Below are 16,251 nucleotides of genomic sequence, written 5' to 3'. Positions count from 1 at the left end.
AGTTTCAGCTGAAGCCTTCTGGGACAGAGTCTAATCTGGTGTCGCTTGATGAATTGTATCTTACAATTCGGCAGCAGGTGCGCGAGAGTATGGAATGGGGGGAACCGTTATCTGATGAAGCATTAACAGAGAGGATCGAACAAGCGTTGTTTGCGTTTTCGAAGGCGATGAATTTGACCTCGGCAGATCTTCGAATGGTAGTACGCAGAGTCTTTTATTCTTTCCGTGGTCTTGATGCGCTTCAGCCGCTTGTTGATGATCCGGAAATTACGGAGATTATGGTGAACAGTCATCGGGAATTGTTCGTTGAACGTCAAGGACATATGGAGAAATTAAATCATACCTTCGAAAGCGAGGAGAAGCTGGAGGACATTATTCAGGCGATTGTCTCTCAAGTAAATCGCACGGTGAATGAGTCTTCACCAATCGTCGATGCGAGATTGCGAGATGGATCAAGGGTTCATGTTGTTCTGCCCCCAATTGCGCTTAAGGGACCCACGGTAACGATTCGGAAGTTTCCTTCTAAGCCGCTTCATATGGAGGATCTCATACGATACGGCGCGATGAGTGAAGAGGCGGCACAAATTCTGCAGACGCTGGTAAGGGCGAAGTACAATTTATTCATCAGTGGTGGAACTGGATCGGGCAAGACGACGTTCTTGAACGCTTTGTCTCAGTTCATTCCATCTGATGAACGGGTGATTACAATTGAGGATGCAGCAGAGCTGCAAATTCATTCAGTGCCGAATCTGGTGTCATTGGAAACGCGCAATGCGAATTCGGAAGGAAAGGGAGCCATAGCCATGCGTGACCTTATTCGAGCTTCGCTTCGGATGCGGCCAAACCGCATTATAGTGGGAGAGGTGCGCGGTGCTGAGGCTTTGGATATGCTTCAGGCAATGAATACGGGCCATGATGGTTCTTTATCTACGGGTCATTCCAATGGGCCCAAAGATATGGTGAGTCGCTTGGAAACGATGGTATTGAGTGGGGCTTCGCTGCCGGTTGTCGTCGTTAGACAGCAGATTGCCTCCGCAATTGATGTCATTGTTCATTTGGCAAGGATGCGAGATGGATCCCGCAAAGTGCAGGAGATTGCAGAAGTAATTGGATTTGCAGAAGGTGAAGTGAAGCTGTCGAGCCTGTATCAATTCGTGGAACACGGGCAGGAAGGCGGAAAAATTCTAGGAGGCCTTGTTAAGCGCGATACGCTGCAGCATGTGGACAAACTGCGAATGGCGGGGCTGACTCTGCCTCAAGCAGAAGGGGGCGCGGACGATGAAGGGATCGAAGATCAAGACTGAAGCTGGACTGCCTCGCTACGATGTATATCATTTGAACCGCAAGGAGCAGCTACTGGCGATCTTTGTTGGATGTTCTGTAATGGCTGGAATCGGATATCTGTTCTACCAGCATTGGATCGGGATGATCCTGCTTTCAGTCATTGGGGTTCGATTTACCCAGATTCGGCAGCGGACATTGCTGGAACGAAAGCGGTCACAATTGACCCAGCAGTTCAAGCAGACCTTGTATTCTTTGTCTTCTGCACTAGGTGCAGGGCGATCAATGGAGAATGCTTTCCGTGAGGCTGCACAGGATTTGAGGCTGCTCTATCCCGGAACTGATGTGGATATGATTCGGGAGCTTCGTATTTTGTCGTTGCGAATGGAGAATGGCGAGCCAGTGGAACGAGCCATGATGGACTTCAGTGAGCGGGCCCAGCAGGACGATATCGCGAATTTTGCAGATGTATTTGTTACTTGCAAGCGGACAGGCGGGGATTTCATTGAAGTGGTGCGCAGAACTTCCTCCGTTATTGGAGAGAAGATGGATATTATGCAGGAGATAGAAGTATTAGTCGCACAGAAGAAGCTGGAGATGAAAGCGATGATGGCTGCTCCATTTTTGTTTCTAGCTTTTCTCAATATGACCTCGCCTGATTTTATGACGCCGTTATATGAAGGAGTCGGCAGAGTGATTGCAACAGCTGCATTGATTGTGTTGTCCATTGGGATCTTGCTAATTCGCAAATTAATGGATATTAGAGTGTAGTAATATCGTTTATGCCATATAGCAGGGAGGAGGTTGGTAGATGCTGCCCTCATGGATGTGGGGATTGGCATGCCTGCTTGTAATAGGGATTTATGCTGTGATGAATCATGTAGGAAAGGCCCGCTATACGGAATTACTTGCCTCGATCCAGTCGGAAGTAAAGACAGCGAAATGGCTTCCAGCACCTATGATGTGGCTGGAACGATTACAACCAACGCTTGATACACATCCTGCACTGGTTCAGTTGAGGCAGTCGCTTATGCAAATGCACGGTCCAGCCCTGTCCCATACGATGTATCGCGCACTTCTGGCGGAGATGGGATTGTATGTATTTGCGGGCGTCGTAGCTGGATGTATTCTCCCTGCTGTGACGGACGGAAGTTTCGCCAACATGGCTGGAGGGATGATGCTCGGTATCGTTCTGCCGCTAGTACGCGGGAAGGAGGTTGTCGGTAAGGTGGAACGCAGACGTCAGGATATTCAGCTGGAACTCCCCGAATTGATTAATAAGCTGAATCTGCTCGTACAAGCGGGAGAGACAGTTCCCAAGGCTCTTGCAACTTGCATTGAGCGGAAGAAGTCGGAGAACGAGCACCCATTATACATCGAGCTATTCCGAATGATGTCAGATGTACAGAATGGTTATTCTTTTGCTCAGGCCATGGAGCTGCTGGCGAAGCGCTGCACGATGCAGGAAGTTTCGATGTTCGTCACGACGGTGCTGATTAATCAGCGGCGTGGAGGTGAGACATTTGTGCTTGCGATGGCGGATTTGAGCCGACAGCTGTGGGATAAGCGCAAGGCGGTGGCTCGCAAGCGAGGCGAAGAGGTATCTACCAAGCTGGTGTTTCCGATGATGCTCATGTTCCTCGTTGTACTAGTTGTCGTAGGAGCTCCTGCATTGTTAATGATGCAAGGGTGAGGAATAAGCAATTTCACTTATGATGTAATTCAATTGAAGGAGGATCAAGATATGAATTCACTTTGGAAACGGTTATGGACGGAAGAAGATGGGCTTGGCATGGTGGAACTGGTCATTATCATTGCAGTTATTGTAGTTTTAGCGATTGCTTTTAGGGAGCAAATCAAAGGATTTCTGACAAGGCTGTTCACGAAAGTAGATAAACAGACGGATGAAATTTTTAAATAGTAATTTAGTAATTGTAAGTAATAATTGGAGGTAATAGAGGAGGGGTACAAGCTGCATAAAAAGCTACGTAAATGGTGGAAACGGCTTGCCTCCGAAGATGGGGCCTACACCGTTGAAGCGAGTATAATCTTTCCGGTTGTTTTCTATTGCTGCTTAGCAATGCTCTTCTTCGCCATGTTAATGTTCCAGCATGTTATGTCATCACATGCTGCTACGTTAGCGGCGGAACGGGGGGCGGCGTTCTGGGACAACAGCTATAAAGATGCAACCAGGGGATCTTACCCTGTAGGAAAACATGATGGTCTGTATTGGCGGATGCTGGATGATTATATGCTGGATCGTTTGCTTGGTGTTGTTACCGGCAGTGTGACCAACGAAGTATCACTGCCGGTCAGTAGTGACTCTGAGTCTCTGCCGGAGAAGAAGCTGATACGTGCAGGAAGACTGCTGCCTCCGGTATTCCATGGAGAGATGAAATTCGACAATATTGCAATTGAGCGGAAGGTGACCGTCTCTCTCGAACGGCCATTGTATCAAACGGCATTCGAACGTTTAACTAGACGACGTGTATCTGGAGAAGGAGGAGCATCTGCTGCAGTCGTAGAGCCTGTAGAATTTATTCGTTCCGTAGAATTTGCGAGGTACATGTCAACGAAGCTGGCTCAATGGAATAAGAAGGGGATATCGAATGAACAAGCTGCAGATACAATCAAGCGTGCGGCGAAATAGCAAAGCCAATGATGTAGCGATGTCTCATACATGCGGAGGTGCTGGAAATGATGGGGGACGAGAGTAATGCCCGAATACGGCGGAATTTGTGGAAAGAAATTCGAGGTTCCGTGTCCGTCCTGCTCATTTTCATAGTAGCTGCAATCTTTTTATTTACAAGTGTACTGATTGACTACGCACGAATTGCTGCTGCTGAATGGAGGGCAGAGGTACTCGCTCAGACTGGAGTTCGCTCCGTCATGTCCGCCTATGAACCGGCACTGCAGCAGCGGTATCAATTGTTTGCTTATGGGAAGAGCGATCCTGCTTTCATAATGGATGAAGTGATGCGGGATCAGGCTGAGCTTAAGGCGACGGGGGTCTTTCCCTGGGTGCCTGTGCTGCTTGATAGTCATACTACCTCGATCACTAGGGAAATTGGTCGATATGACGAACTCGAGCGGCAAATCTTAGAGGAGATGAAGTATAAAGCTCCTGTTCAATTTGCCTTCGATTTGTCCAGCAAGTTGAAGCCGATGTCCAAAGTGATGAAGGAGGCAGCGCAGACGACAGAACTGTTATCCAAGCTGCAGAAGCTAGTTGATAAGCGCGATAAGGAAATAGCCTCTGCCTTCAAGCTCCAGAAGTCGCTTCGCAATTATGCGGCGCGTTCTGATCTTTCTAGTCGGATTGCAACGGGAGAAAGTGATATTATGCGCGACAGCTCGCTTGGTTCAATTGGAAGTGCAGCGGATGTGGGAGCTCAATATGCAGACTATGTACATAAGATTCGTCTGGATTCGAATCGCGGTAAGGATGAGGACAAGCAGTATGAGAATGAAACGGATGACTATGAATCCGATTCATGGGATATATCGCGTAGGCTGACATCTACAACATCTAGTTTGCTGGATCAACATCGCATCGGATTGAACACAGCTCTGTCGCATATAGAGAAAGCCCGTCAATATAATGAGGACATGAAGCGTGTCATTCAAGAGGTACGCGCAAGCTCGAACTATAACGGTTATGACCGAGTTGGACAATCTAGCGAGCAGAGTGAAGGGACAATGGATGAATCGGACCAGATGTCAGATTCGATTAAGCGTATTAATGAAGCTGCTGATGACCTAGTGCTGCCAGATGACTTCCTTACCGAATGGAAGCAGGAAATGGAAGAACAGCATCGGAGTATGGAACAAGTAAATGATGCAGCAAACCGTGTTCAATCGATGGTCAGTCAAATCGTCGGGAGAAGCATTTCCGCTTATAACTTGAAAACTTCGATCCTCAGTCTGTGGAGGCAGTTGGAGCAATATGCTAAAGATTATATTGGCAGCTCGAATGTGATAGATGCTAGAGAACAGCGATTTGAACAGGGCCGATCTACAGAGAAGGAACGCAAGCAGAAAGAGAAGGAAGCGAATAGAAAGCTCGGGAAAGCGGCAGACTTATTGTCCTCATTGAAGAAGCTGAATGATCAATTGAAGGAGCATGAACAGCTGTTTCAAGAAGTGAAAGAGAAGGCTAATGCAATCGCTGCATTTAATGAACATGAATCCAGTGAGGAGTCGGCAGTTGACCAAGAACGTGACGATGCGGTAGAAGAGGGGAAGGAGTCTATGGACGCTGTTACCTCTATCTATGATAGCATTGCTAACGGATTTAGCATGTTAAGAGATCGTTTATACCGTGATGAGTATGCGTTTCTCTACTTCAACACCTATGACCCTACGAAATTGAAATCGATACTTACTTCAGAGCAGCCTGCTGAAGAATTGATAAAGTCCTTATCCATACATAATCAAGAAGTGGAGTACCTATTGTATGGTCTTCATAATCCAGCAGGCAATGTGGCTGCAGCGTTGGGGGAGATCTTTGCTATGCGGCTTGCCATTCGTACAATGGAGGGCTTTATCGAATGTGCGAACTTGAGACATCCGCTACTTATATTAGTTGCAGCTATTATTTATGGGATTGAACAGGCAGTTCAAGATATGATCCTTCTTGCTACGCAAGACAAAGTGACAATTTCGAAATACTTGCCTTCCGTCACTTTGTCCTACTCGGATCACTTGCGATTATTTATGCTCGTCCATGGCAGTCGGGAAGGAATGTTGAAGCGAATGCTCGCACTCATTCATCAAAATACAGGTGTCGACCCCACGACAAGAGGTACCTATGGCGAGACGGAGCTGCGAATAAGCACACCGTTGTGGTTTCTACCCGGGGTTATGAAGTGGATTGGACAAACCGGCATATTGGGCGGTGAAGTCGAGAATGGAAGATACTATGCAACAAAGACATCCGTGTTCTCCTACTAGTGGCAAGTTACTAGCTCGGGCAAGGGGCTGGTTCATACGATGCGGCAATTGGCTCCGTCGCTATATGGGGGACGGTAGAGCCAGCATCACAGTCGAAGCTGCGCTAATGCTGCCTATGGTGCTGCTTTTGTTTTTGTTTTTTGTATATATGATTTACGCTTCTGTCATTACGACATCCTTGCAATCTGCTGCGACGAATACGGTGAAGCAGATTGCCGCTCATATGTATCCCATCGAACTGATGACGAAGAAGGTTGGAGCGGAAGCAGGGGACAACAACAGTCCTTGGCTCCGCAAGCCGCCGGCAATCGCTCTGAAAATGACGGCACGTCATTTCGCCGAGCGCTTCAGCAATGCTTTGCCACCTCCATTGAATCAATGGGCATCCGAACATGTGGTGGACTGGGCGGAGAAGCGAGCGGAAGCGGCGGGGGAATGGGGCCAAGCGCGAGTCGGAGAAGCCTTGATAAAGCCTTTGTTCGTCCGTTACGGGATTCGAGGGACACTTAGAGAAGATCGGATCCGGATCACACATGTGAAGCTGCCGGATATTGTAGAGAAGGAAGACCCATATATCGCAATTGAAGTGGAATATGATCTGCCGATGCGTGTGCCGTTCTTATATAAGACGATCACGATCGCTGCAAGAGCATCTGAGAGAGTTTGGATTGGGGATGGTCCGCAGCCCGGTTCAGCCAATAAAGAGTCAGGCACGGAAGAGAAAGGTGCGCCACCCGCTTTTGTTAGTTTGGAACCGGAACCGCTATTGCCAGGCCGCAAGGCCAAGTTAACAGCGAAGGCTAAGCCGCATGAAAAAGTCGAACTCGTAATCTTCTATAAGAGCGGCAAGAGCCAAGCGAGGCACATCGGTTGGGCAGAAGCGGATGCCGATGGGAATATAAGCTGGCTATGGCATGTCTCAGGCAATACAACCTCAGGTACGTGGAGATTAGTTATGAATACGGGAGACGGAAGAAGTGCGGAAAGGCAATTTATCGTAAAGTGATCTGGAGTCATACCGCATGGGAGAAGGGGGCTGCCAAATGATGTGGTCGAGTTGGCTATGTGGGATATTGCTAGTGGCTGCGTTCACCACGGATTTGCGTACTCGTAAAATACCAAATTATTTAACGGTCTCAATAGTACTTGCTGCTCTAACTGGATATTGCGCTGTAAGTGGATGGGACGGTTTGCTGTTCAGTCTATTCGGAGCGGGCTGTGGGTTTGGGATCATGCTTGTTCTATTCTTGCTGCGTGCGGTCGGGGCAGGGGATGTGAAGTTGTTTGCAGCGATTGGCGCCAGCATGGGAGCTAATTTTGCATGGGAGACGTTTATCTATGCCATTATCTATGGGGGACTGATTGCATCAGGGATTATGCTGTTCGGGCATGGGAGAAGGTGGAGGCGCATCGGGATCGCAATCATTCAATTTTTTTGGCTTCGCTCCGTAACACCCTTGAAACAGCTAACCTTGAACCAAGCGACCTTTCCATTTATGTGGGCGGTACTGCCTGCAGCGGCAACCGTTTATTGGACTCAATTATGGATATAGGGGGTGATGGCGATGTATGGTTACCGGTCGGATTTCATCCACGAGGGTAAAATGAGGATGCTCCTTACGAGAGAACCAGCGGTTCATTCCAATGACTTGGATACCTATCAAGTGAATATGCTGCGGTTTAACGAAGTTCCTCAGTTGCTTCCAATAGAAATTAGGGAAATCGATTTTGAGGTCACGTTTTTGTACGATATTAGTGGTAAAAAAATGCTGGAGCAGGTTCTGCGTTCATTACAGATTACTGCAATTCAATATTTTGAATGGATGATCCAACTGGTCAACGTGTTGGAAGGATGCCGTGCATATATGCTGCATCCGAATCAGATTCTGCTTCATGAGCGTTTTATTTATGTAGATGGGCACTCCTGGAATAGCAGTCTTTATACAGCGTACATCCCAACAGAAGAACCTTTGCACCCCCAAGCGGGGCTAGAGGGATTGAAGAGATTAGGCATTTTGCTCTCTTCCCATGTGAGCCATTGGGATGGTGACGGCTTTCAGCGTCTTGTCCAGTTGTTGTCACAGGAGGGGACGACTCTTGCAGATGTACGAGGCTTGCTGCAATCCTTAATTGTGGGCACAGCAAGCGGCACTTCTACGAACCCCAATCAATCTGGACGAGGGCAGTTTTTCCCGGGGAGCGGTGAAAGGGATGAGCGTGAACCTAAGCAGCAGGTTGCTTATGGACAAGCTGGCTTGCACAATGAGCAGGGGAAGAACAGTTGGAATTCGACGGCGAAGCCTTTTGCAGATGGGCAAGAGCAAATACCTGTTACATCTGCTGCATCAATTTCGAATCCTGCCATGGAGAGATATGATCGAGAGCATAGCATCCATTCGGAAACAGATACGGCTAACGAAGCAATAACACCGATACCCAAGAAGTATACCTTGGTAACCTCGGTTGTCGTAATTGCAGCAGCCGGAATAGGTTGGAAGTTCGGATATATGTCTCAACCTACATCGGAGGTATTCACTTACACTGTCATTTGGAACATTGCTGTCATAGCACTGGGAGCGATGTATTTAACGGGGATTCCCAGCATGTGGTGGAGCAAACGATTCTCTCGGAAGAAGGACAGCCGAGTTAGTGCTGATGAACAGGATTTCCAACCAAGCTCCAGCCATGGGTGGAATAATCCGAATAGGCTTCCCGACTTTTTGTCTATGGAGTTGTCACATCTCCCTCATCCTGCAGATGCGAGGGATGCACACAGCAGTCATGCAAAAGGGGACCAGCAGCATAAGGAATTCGTTCCCTCTTCCCCTACATGGACTAGGGAGTCATCAGGAGGTTATATGAATGGGCAAATAGCCCCTCAAGCAACAGTCTCAAGTTCCGATATCGCAGGAATAGGGCAGCAACAGAGAATTGGCATGCCGGCTAGTGCTTCTCAATTGGGGCCACAATCCTTCGACAATAAGCTGCGATCACAGTCGGTAGATGGGACGAATCAAGCACCGATTATGTCAACGGCTGATCGCTATTATGCTGCTTTAACCGAACATACGGTAATGCTAAACCCTTCGAGCATTGATGCAACGGTAATGCTTGGAGAAACGGAAGAGCAAGGGGAAGGTTCGCAGCAGGAACCATATCTGCAGCAGCTCGATGAAGCGGGAATAACTGTGGTGGGAACTCATCCACTCCGTGGATTTCCATTCATAATAGGGCGTGCTGAGCAAGGGGTGAGTCATCGAAATGACAGCATGGGGGTATCCAAGCACCATTGTGAATTGATTCGCACGTCAGAGGGCAACTTAGAGCTTCGGGATTTGGGATCGAGAAATGGAACGGAGCTGCAGGGTGAACTGTTGATTCCCTACAAGCTGTACCCGTTGAAGGATGGGGATAAGCTCGCAGTTGCTCGTTCGCAGTATATCTTCCGAGCTGGTTAGAAGGGTCAGATAGTGTGTCTGACCCTCTTTGTTATGTCATGCCGTTCTTACTGAGTAACTAAGGTCAATCAAGTGAAGGATTCTAATATATACATCAGTTAAATCTAAGATTTACATCTACAACATTGCGTTTCATGTAAGTACAGTCGCACTCCCATTCGAAATGATAATCAGATGCTTTCTGATCATCGGGATGTAGTGCGATTTCTCCCCGAATTACGCAGCTCGGTTAGCGCCTTCTCCAGCGTTCCATAATGGAAGGTGAAGCCATGCTCCAGAGCTTTAGCGGGATAGACACGCTGCCCTTCCAGCAATAGTGAGGACATTTCCCCGAATAGAAATTTGAAGGCTATAGCAGGAACGGGCATCCAATGGCGGCGATGGTATACTCGCGCAAGCGTTCTGCCGAAGTCGTCGTTCGTTACGGATTCGGGGGAAGAGGCGTTGACAACTCCCTCAATCGAGTCTTGCAGGACAAAATCAATCAGTCGAACCATGTCCGCAATATGTATCCAAGATAAAGGCTGCTTCCCAGAGCCTATTCGTCCTCCAACGCCCAGTAAATACGGCAGCTTCATCATTGGATATGCCCCACCTTCATTGGCGAGCACTGGCGCAATCCGCAACTTGACGCAGCGCGCTGCCGGAACGCGATCTGCTGCATCTTCCCATTGGTAGATGACATCGGTCAAGAAGTCATCTCCACCCGCATTGCTCATCTCATCGAATGTCCCTGTCTCGGAAGGCCCATAAATGGATATGCCTGAAGCGCTAATATAGAGGGGCAGCTTGCGGGACAGCTTGCCTGCCCATCCCGCAATTCTTCTTGCAGGAACGATCCGTGACGAGAGAATACGATTCCTTGCGATATTTGTCCATCGCTGATTAATCGTCTCGCCCGCCAGATTGACAACGGCGTCCACGCTATGGCAATGCTCAGGGCAATGGGCAAGCTCCGACCAGCTAATAGCGTGAATGGAACTTCGTCCCTTATAGGCATGTAACTTCGCTGGGGAGCGGGTAACGACGATGAGCTCGTGTCCTTCTTGAAGCCAGAAGTCAACCAGAGCTCTGCCGATTAATCCTGTCCCGCCGCAAATCATCACTTTCACGTCTTATCCCTCCTAACACGATAATGGAATGGATAGAACTAAGATGTGATTGTACTCGATTATGTTTTTTGTGTAGGCGCATTCATTTCTACTGCATGGGAAGGGCTTGGATCATTTGTTAAGCAAATGCTTATATGGCGTATAATCGATTCCATTATTGTCGAGAAATTTAACGAGGCTTCGATAGTCTCGCTTGGGTGTGGCCATGATGTAGCCTTGAATGCAATGATCCTGCGTTACTTCCGTCGCACCGCTCTCACAGGCTACCTGCCCGATCTTGGCTGCGATCGAATGACGTGCAATATCACGGAAGGCGGATGGAACTGGCTCAACAAGCTTCTCCAGAAATGCTTTGGAGTCGTCAGTCCATAGGTTTCGGCTCTGCTCTACCCAGTAATTTTGCCAATCGAGCTTCGATTTCCCGTCATTCATCGGAAGCACTTTCATAAACTTGCGGAACATGAAGTAGCCGCCAATCGCCATGAAGCCTAAGAGGACGAATGTCCAAAATGCGATGGAATTCATAAACCAACGGCCTGGGCCATCGACAGCCATTGGAAACAGGGTGGACGAGCTAAGCATAATTTCTCACCTCATGTGTTTTGGTACTTTTTACTAAGATGCTTACATCGAATTATACCCCATTCCTAGCATTATTTCGATAATCCTTGTAGAATAAGGGGAAATGATTTTGAAAGGAGCAATTACATGTTGAAAATTGGATCACACGTTTCGTTTTCCGATAAAGGGCTGTTGACTGCTACAAAGGAAGCTTTGTCTTACGGGTCAAGCTCATTCATGATATATACTGGGGCGCCGCAGAATACGCGTCGTAAGCCGATTGAATCGCTATATATTGAAGAGGGCAAGGAATTGATGGAGAAGCACGGCATCGGTGAAATTGTGGTGCATGCGCCGTACATTATTAACCTTGGATCGTACAAGCCGGATACGTTTGAGCTGGCCGTTAATTTCCTCCAAGAAGAAATTCGCCGCACAGACTGCATCGGTGTGAAAAATATCGTTCTTCATCCAGGTGCTTATACCGACAAAGATGCTGAGTTCGGGGTCAACCGGATCGCTGAGGGCTTGAATGAGGTACTGAGCAATACGAAAGATACGGACGTCAATATCGCACTGGAAACGATGGCTGGCAAAGGAACAGAGGTTGGCCGGAGCTTCGAGGAAATTGCCTCGATTATTGAGAAGGTTGAGGACAACCATCGCCTAACAGTATGTATGGACACATGCCATATTCATGATGCTGGTTATGATATCGTCAATGATCTTGATGGCGTATTGGAGCAATTCGATCGTACTGTGGGACTGAATCGAATCGCCGTTGTTCATATTAATGATAGCAAAAATCCACTTGGAGCCGGTAAAGACCGCCACGCACCAATCGGTGCAGGAATGCTTGGCTTTGAAGCGATTCAACGCCTCGTGCATCATGAAGGGCTTGCTGGCCGTCCATTTATTCTGGAGACACCGTGGATCGGGAAGGACGCGAAGAAGCAGCGTCCGATGTATGAAGCGGAAATCGCCCTTCTACGCGGTGATGTAGACAAGCGTTTCGGTGCAAGCTTTATCCCTGATGTGGAGCGCCTTGAGCATTTCTTCAAAGAGCAGGATGTATCCCCTCGTGATTACGTATTGACGACATGGGATGTTATCAAGAAGGATGCAAAAGCAAGAAAGGCAGATCCGCGCGAGCCGATGGAACGTCTCTATGATATGGTTGCTGAAGCCAACCTGTTCCCTGAATTGAATGAGGAAGAAATTAATCAGCGTCTGACTGTTTGCTTGGCTGGACAAGCTGCCTGGAAATAAGCTGCTATAGCTTGTGTGTGTGATTAAGTCGCAGCAGAAGCAGAGCATCCCGAAGGATACAAGTAGGTTGTACGGGGAATTTAGGAACGAGTGAAGCATGAAGATAGCATGGGATGCAGTAGAAAAATCATGATGGGGAATCTATGTAAGATTTGCAGAAAGCAACGCTAATTCATGGAGGAGAAACAAAGATGACGCACCAACACACGATGGTTCATGCCCTTCAGCAGGCTGGGGAACAAGCCCGCAATCGCGCACGGATGTTAATTTCTTGCCCGGACCGAGCTGGTATCGTCTCTGCTGTATCTAAATTTCTATATGAACATGGAGCGAATATTGTCCAGTCCGATCAATATACAATGGATCCAGAGGGCGGCATGTTCTTCATGCGCATTGAATTCGATATGGAGCAGCTTGATGATAAGCTGCCTCAATTGCAGGCTGAATTCGAGTCTATTGGCTCGGAATTCAAGATGCAGTGGAGAATTGCTTGCGTGAGCAAGAAAAAGCGAATTGCAATCTTTGTCTCGAAAGAGGATCATTGTCTAGTAGAGTTGCTGTGGCAATGGCAAGCAGGCGATCTCGATGCTGAAATCGCGATGGTGGTGAGCAATCACCCGGATATGCGTGAATATGTAGAGTCCTTCGGAATTCCGTATGTTCATATTCCAGTAACATCAGGCAACAAGCCAGAGGCTGAACGCCAACAGCTTGAAGCAGTTGAAGGCAAGGCTGACCTGATCGTATTAGCGCGCTATATGCAAATTATTTCGCCGAAGTTTATTGAGAAATATCCGAATCGAATTATTAATATTCATCATTCGTTCCTACCGGCATTTGTTGGCGGCAAGCCGTATCAACAGGCTTACACCCGCGGCGTGAAGCTGATTGGAGCAACAGGCCATTATGTAACGGAGGAGCTTGATGGCGGGCCGATCATCGAACAAGACGTTCAGCGCGTAACGCATCGTGCGGATGTGGATGAACTGAAGCGTATCGGCAGAACGATTGAGCGTGTCGTCCTTGCTCGTGCTGTGCATTGGCATATTGAGGATCGAATCCTCGTTTATCAGAACAAAACGGTTGTGTTTAATTAAAATGATGGTATACTGGCTGTCTCCGGCTTGCAGTTGAATCTGCGGCTGGAACAGCTTTATTTAATTGCTCTGGTTAGGGATTGAACACCACTATATAATCCCACTGTTAAGTTGAGCATGAAGTTCGGTTATACTAGATCTTGATATCCATAGCTTTTCACACGTTAAAGTAGCATCGAATGGGCTAGTAATGGTACAATGAATGCAAAATAGAGCACAGCGTACAAGCTTGGTAGTTACGCAATTTCATTTGTTCTGTATAGCTTTCAGCTTGTGATGAGTAGGGACAAGGAGGAAATCAGCAATGACTGCAAACCAAATGAATATTGACGCGCTATCGGTGGCAGCGATTCGAACACTTGCCATTGATGCGATTGAAAAAGCGAAATCCGGTCACCCGGGCATGCCAATGGGTGCTGCTCCAATGGGATACCATCTGTTTGCGAAGGCGATGACGCACAATCCGACCAATCCAACATGGATTAACCGCGACCGTTTCGTTCTTTCCGCTGGACATGGTTCCATGCTGCTGTACAGCCTTCTTCACCTCAGCGGATATGACCTTCCTATGGAAGAAATCAAGAATTTCCGCCAATGGGGAAGCAAAACTCCAGGTCATCCGGAGTTCGGACATACGGCTGGTGTAGATGCAACGACAGGTCCACTCGGACAAGGGATTGCAATGGCTGTAGGTATGGCTATGGCAGAAGCACAACTGGGTGCAACATATAATCGTGACGGCTATTCCGTTGTCGATCATCATACGTTTGTTATTTGTGGTGATGGAGATATGATGGAAGGTGTTGCTAGTGAAGCAGCATCGCTTGCAGGTCACTTGAAATTAGGTAAATTAGTCGTATTATACGATTCGAACGATATTACGTTGGATGGCGAATCCGGTCTGTCCTTCAGCGAGAACGTGCGTCAGCGCTACGAGGCTTATGGCTGGAACACGCTGCTTGTTGAAGACGGCAACGATCTTGCTGCAATTGCGCAAGCGGTTGAGAAGTCGAAGCAGGATTCCAGCAAGCCAACATTGATCGAAGTGAAGACCGTAATCGGATACGGAAGCCCGAACAAGCAAGGCAAGGGCGGACATGGAGGTACACACGGTTCTCCACTCGGCGCTGATGAAGCGAAGCTGACGAAGGAATTCTATCAATGGGGACACGAGGACTTCTTCGTGCCTGAAGAGGTATACAACCACTTCGATACAAATGTGAAGCAGAAGGGCATTCAGGCGAACGAAGAGTGGAATAAGATGTTCCAAGCTTATCAAGCTGCTTACCCTGAGCTTGCGAAGCAATTCGAAACTGCAATTAGCGGACAGCTTCCTGAGGGATGGGATAAGGATCTTCCGGCATATGCGGCAGGAGACAAAGCATTGTCCACCCGCGTCGCATCTGGAAATGCCTTGAACGGTCTTGCGAAGAACGTTCCGAACTTGACAGGCGGTTCTGCTGACTTGGAAAGCTCCACAATGACACACCTGAATGATCTGACTGCGTTCCGTCCGGGTCAATACGACGGCCGCAACATTTACTTCGGTGTGCGTGAATTTGCAATGGCGGCGGCAATGAACGGTATGGCATTGCATAGTGGTGTGAAGGTGTTCGGTGGTACGTTCTTCGTATTTACGGATTACCTGCGTCCTGCTGTTCGTTTGTCTGCATTGATGGGATTGCCAGTCACATATGTATTGACGCATGACAGTATTGCAGTTGGGGAAGACGGCCCTACTCATGAGCCTATCGAACAGCTTGCGTCTGTACGAATCATCCCGAACGTAACAGTAATCCGTCCAGCAGATGCGAATGAGACATCCGCTGCATGGGCATACACATTACAGAACCAATCTAACCCAGTCGTGCTTGTGCTTACTCGTCAGAACCTACCTATCTTGGAAGGCGGCGTAGCTGCTTCCCGCGAAGGTGTTGCACGCGGAGCTTATGTTGTGTCCGATGCGAAAGACGGCAAGCCTCAAGCGCAAATCATTGCGACAGGCTCTGAAGTTCAATTGGCGATTCGCGCTCAAGAAGCATTGGCTGAAGAGGGCATTCAAGTACGTGTTGTCAGCATGCCAAGCTGGGATCTGTTCGAGAAGCAATCGAAGGAGTATAAAGACTCCGTATTGCTTCCAGATGTGAAGGCTCGTCTTGCAATCGAAATGGCTTCACCATTTGGTTGGGAACGTTATGTAGGAGACCAAGGCGACATCATTGGTATCTCCACATTTGGCGCTTCCGCTCCTGGAGACCGCGTTATCAGCGAGTACGGCTTCACTGTTGAAAACGTAGTGAGTCGTGTAAAGGCATTGCTGTAATACACGAAACGAATGAAGCAAATCACTGGATAGGGGAAGATTCGATTCACTCCTATTTAGGTGCAAATAAGAATAAGTGCGTTCTCTAGCCGATTTAGGCGAGGGGGCTCGGCAATGAACAAGGCCGCTTAACGGGTACCAGAGATGGAAGTCCCCTGTTGTAGCGGCCTTGTTCGCGTTGTGGTCTATTTTATCTG

14 protein-coding genes are annotated in these 16,251 nt (G+C 48.1%); 12 read left to right on the top strand and 2 right to left on the bottom strand.

The window, feature by feature from the left end; translation table 11 throughout:
* Window positions 1-89: 89 nt before the first annotated feature.
* The 9 genes from PBN151_RS01470 (at window position 90) to PBN151_RS01430 (ending at window position 9,692) form a co-directional block, all read left to right on the top strand.
* A complete protein-coding gene (locus PBN151_RS01470; RefSeq protein WP_227774345.1) occupies window positions 90-1,304 on the top strand; it encodes a TadA family conjugal transfer-associated ATPase in 1,215 nt (404 codons plus the stop codon).
* Complete coding sequence (locus PBN151_RS01465; protein WP_065292410.1) at window positions 1,279-2,052, top strand: type II secretion system F family protein; 774 nt, start codon at window positions 1,279-1,281, stop codon at window positions 2,050-2,052. The genes PBN151_RS01470 and PBN151_RS01465 overlap by 26 nt, the downstream gene beginning before the upstream one ends.
* Window positions 2,053-2,092: 40 nt before the next feature.
* On the top strand, window positions 2,093-2,974 hold the full coding sequence (locus tag PBN151_RS01460) for a type II secretion system F family protein (RefSeq protein WP_083544777.1): 882 nt from the start codon (window positions 2,093-2,095) through the stop codon (window positions 2,972-2,974).
* Between the two features lie 51 nt (window positions 2,975-3,025).
* The gene (locus tag PBN151_RS01455; protein ID WP_021256385.1) at window positions 3,026-3,202 is read left to right on the top strand and encodes a Flp1 family type IVb pilin; all 177 of its coding nucleotides are present in this window, start codon (window positions 3,026-3,028) and stop codon (window positions 3,200-3,202) included.
* A gap of 24 nt (window positions 3,203-3,226) precedes the next feature.
* A complete protein-coding gene (locus PBN151_RS01450) occupies window positions 3,227-3,931 on the top strand; it encodes a TadE/TadG family type IV pilus assembly protein (RefSeq protein ID WP_227774279.1) in 705 nt (234 codons plus the stop codon).
* Between the two features lie 47 nt (window positions 3,932-3,978).
* Window positions 3,979-6,234, top strand: a complete 2,256-nt coding sequence (locus PBN151_RS01445; RefSeq protein WP_227774276.1) for a coiled-coil domain-containing protein — start codon at window positions 3,979-3,981, stop codon at window positions 6,232-6,234.
* Window positions 6,235-6,298: 64 nt separating this feature from the next.
* Window positions 6,299-7,240: an AAA family ATPase gene (locus PBN151_RS01440; RefSeq protein WP_227774275.1), complete on the top strand. Its 942-nt coding sequence runs from the start codon at window positions 6,299-6,301 to the stop codon at window positions 7,238-7,240.
* Between the two features lie 37 nt (window positions 7,241-7,277).
* Window positions 7,278-7,787: an A24 family peptidase gene (locus PBN151_RS01435; RefSeq protein WP_072727366.1), complete on the top strand. Its 510-nt coding sequence runs from the start codon at window positions 7,278-7,280 to the stop codon at window positions 7,785-7,787.
* 12 nt (window positions 7,788-7,799) lie between these two features.
* Window positions 7,800-9,692: a DUF6382 domain-containing protein gene (locus tag PBN151_RS01430; RefSeq protein WP_072727365.1), complete on the top strand. Its 1,893-nt coding sequence runs from the start codon at window positions 7,800-7,802 to the stop codon at window positions 9,690-9,692.
* 185 nt (window positions 9,693-9,877) lie between these two features.
* Here the strand turns inward: PBN151_RS01430 and PBN151_RS01425 are convergent, their stop codons facing one another.
* Entirely contained in the window at window positions 9,878-10,804 is a 927-nt protein-coding gene (locus PBN151_RS01425) for a TIGR01777 family oxidoreductase (RefSeq protein WP_072727364.1), read from the bottom strand.
* A 111-nt stretch (window positions 10,805-10,915) separates the two neighbouring features.
* Window positions 10,916-11,386, bottom strand: a complete 471-nt coding sequence (locus tag PBN151_RS01420) for a DUF2621 domain-containing protein (RefSeq protein WP_072727363.1) — start codon at window positions 11,384-11,386, stop codon at window positions 10,916-10,918.
* 126 nt (window positions 11,387-11,512) lie between these two features.
* Between PBN151_RS01420 and PBN151_RS01415 the strand changes: the two genes are divergently transcribed.
* The 3 genes from PBN151_RS01415 (at window position 11,513) to tkt (ending at window position 16,054) form a co-directional block, all read left to right on the top strand.
* The gene (locus PBN151_RS01415) at window positions 11,513-12,634 is read left to right on the top strand and encodes a deoxyribonuclease IV (RefSeq protein WP_072727362.1); all 1,122 of its coding nucleotides are present in this window, start codon (window positions 11,513-11,515) and stop codon (window positions 12,632-12,634) included.
* 191 nt (window positions 12,635-12,825) lie between these two features.
* Entirely contained in the window at window positions 12,826-13,731 is a 906-nt protein-coding gene (gene purU / locus PBN151_RS01410) for a formyltetrahydrofolate deformylase (protein WP_072727361.1), read from the top strand.
* A 304-nt stretch (window positions 13,732-14,035) separates the two neighbouring features.
* Window positions 14,036-16,054 carry a transketolase gene (gene tkt / locus PBN151_RS01405; RefSeq protein ID WP_072727360.1) on the top strand — a complete coding sequence of 673 codons (2,019 nt, stop codon included), beginning with the start codon at window positions 14,036-14,038 and terminating at the stop codon, window positions 16,052-16,054.
* Window positions 16,055-16,251: the final 197 nt, after the last annotated feature.

Origin of the sequence: Paenibacillus sp. NAIST15-1 (assembly GCF_001894745.1) — a bacterium.
GTDB lineage: Bacteria > Bacillota > Bacilli > Paenibacillales > Paenibacillaceae > Paenibacillus_B > Paenibacillus_B suaedae.
The sequence above is the reverse complement of the archived record's forward strand: the minus strand, read 5'-3'. Positions and strand labels throughout refer to the sequence as shown.

Bases quoted from the DNA above. Each gene is read 5' to 3' on its own strand.
- PBN151_RS01470 (WP_227774345.1), top strand. From the start codon at position 90: ATGGAATGGGGGGAACCGTTATCTGATGAAGCATTAACAGAGAGGATC.
- PBN151_RS01465 (WP_065292410.1), top strand. From the start codon at position 1,279: ATGAAGGGATCGAAGATCAAGACTGAAGCTGGACTGCCTCGCTACGAT.
- PBN151_RS01460 (WP_083544777.1), top strand. From the start codon at position 2,093: ATGCTGCCCTCATGGATGTGGGGATTGGCATGCCTGCTTGTAATAGGG.
- PBN151_RS01455 (WP_021256385.1), top strand. From the start codon at position 3,026: ATGAATTCACTTTGGAAACGGTTATGGACGGAAGAAGATGGGCTTGGC.
- PBN151_RS01445 (WP_227774276.1), top strand. From the start codon at position 3,979: ATGATGGGGGACGAGAGTAATGCCCGAATACGGCGGAATTTGTGGAAA.
- PBN151_RS01440 (WP_227774275.1), top strand. From the start codon at position 6,299: ATGGGGGACGGTAGAGCCAGCATCACAGTCGAAGCTGCGCTAATGCTG.
- PBN151_RS01435 (WP_072727366.1), top strand. From the start codon at position 7,278: ATGATGTGGTCGAGTTGGCTATGTGGGATATTGCTAGTGGCTGCGTTC.
- PBN151_RS01430 (WP_072727365.1), top strand. From the start codon at position 7,800: ATGTATGGTTACCGGTCGGATTTCATCCACGAGGGTAAAATGAGGATG.
- PBN151_RS01420 (WP_072727363.1), bottom strand. From the start codon at position 11,386: ATGCTTAGCTCGTCCACCCTGTTTCCAATGGCTGTCGATGGCCCAGGC.
- PBN151_RS01415 (WP_072727362.1), top strand. From the start codon at position 11,513: ATGTTGAAAATTGGATCACACGTTTCGTTTTCCGATAAAGGGCTGTTG.
- purU (WP_072727361.1), top strand. From the start codon at position 12,826: ATGACGCACCAACACACGATGGTTCATGCCCTTCAGCAGGCTGGGGAA.
- tkt (WP_072727360.1), top strand. From the start codon at position 14,036: ATGACTGCAAACCAAATGAATATTGACGCGCTATCGGTGGCAGCGATT.